Source organism: Pseudomonas sp. FIP_A4 (assembly GCF_036701605.1).
GTDB classification, from domain to species: domain Bacteria; phylum Pseudomonadota; class Gammaproteobacteria; order Pseudomonadales; family Pseudomonadaceae; genus Stutzerimonas; species Stutzerimonas phenolilytica.
The window spans coordinates 1-201 of the sequence record NZ_JAYDXP010000100.1 but is presented as its reverse complement, the minus strand read 5'-3'; the positions used below and the strand labels follow the sequence as shown (position 1 = coordinate 201).

General features: G+C 68.7%; 1 protein-coding gene. It reads left to right on the top strand.

Going from position 1 to position 201, the window contains the following annotated elements; genetic code table 11:
- Positions 1 to 2: 2 nt before the first annotated feature.
- Positions 3 to 201: DUF3182 family protein (locus U8L64_RS01480; RefSeq protein WP_333393399.1), on the top strand; the 199-nt coding region annotated here is incomplete at its 3' end.

Below are 201 nucleotides of genomic sequence, written 5' to 3'. Positions count from 1 at the left end.
TGATGACCTACGCCAACCGCGCACGCGAGCCCGAGCACGAGCGCCGTGTCCATGCCGCTATGGCCGAGCAGCTGGCCGGCTTGCTGGGGCTGAGCTATGGCGGTGAGTACGATCCGACCCGAGGTCACGAAACCCAACCCTCTCTGGTGCCGTCCGGCACGGTGATCGGCCAGCGCGAGGCGCAGGAGCTCGGCCTTGCTG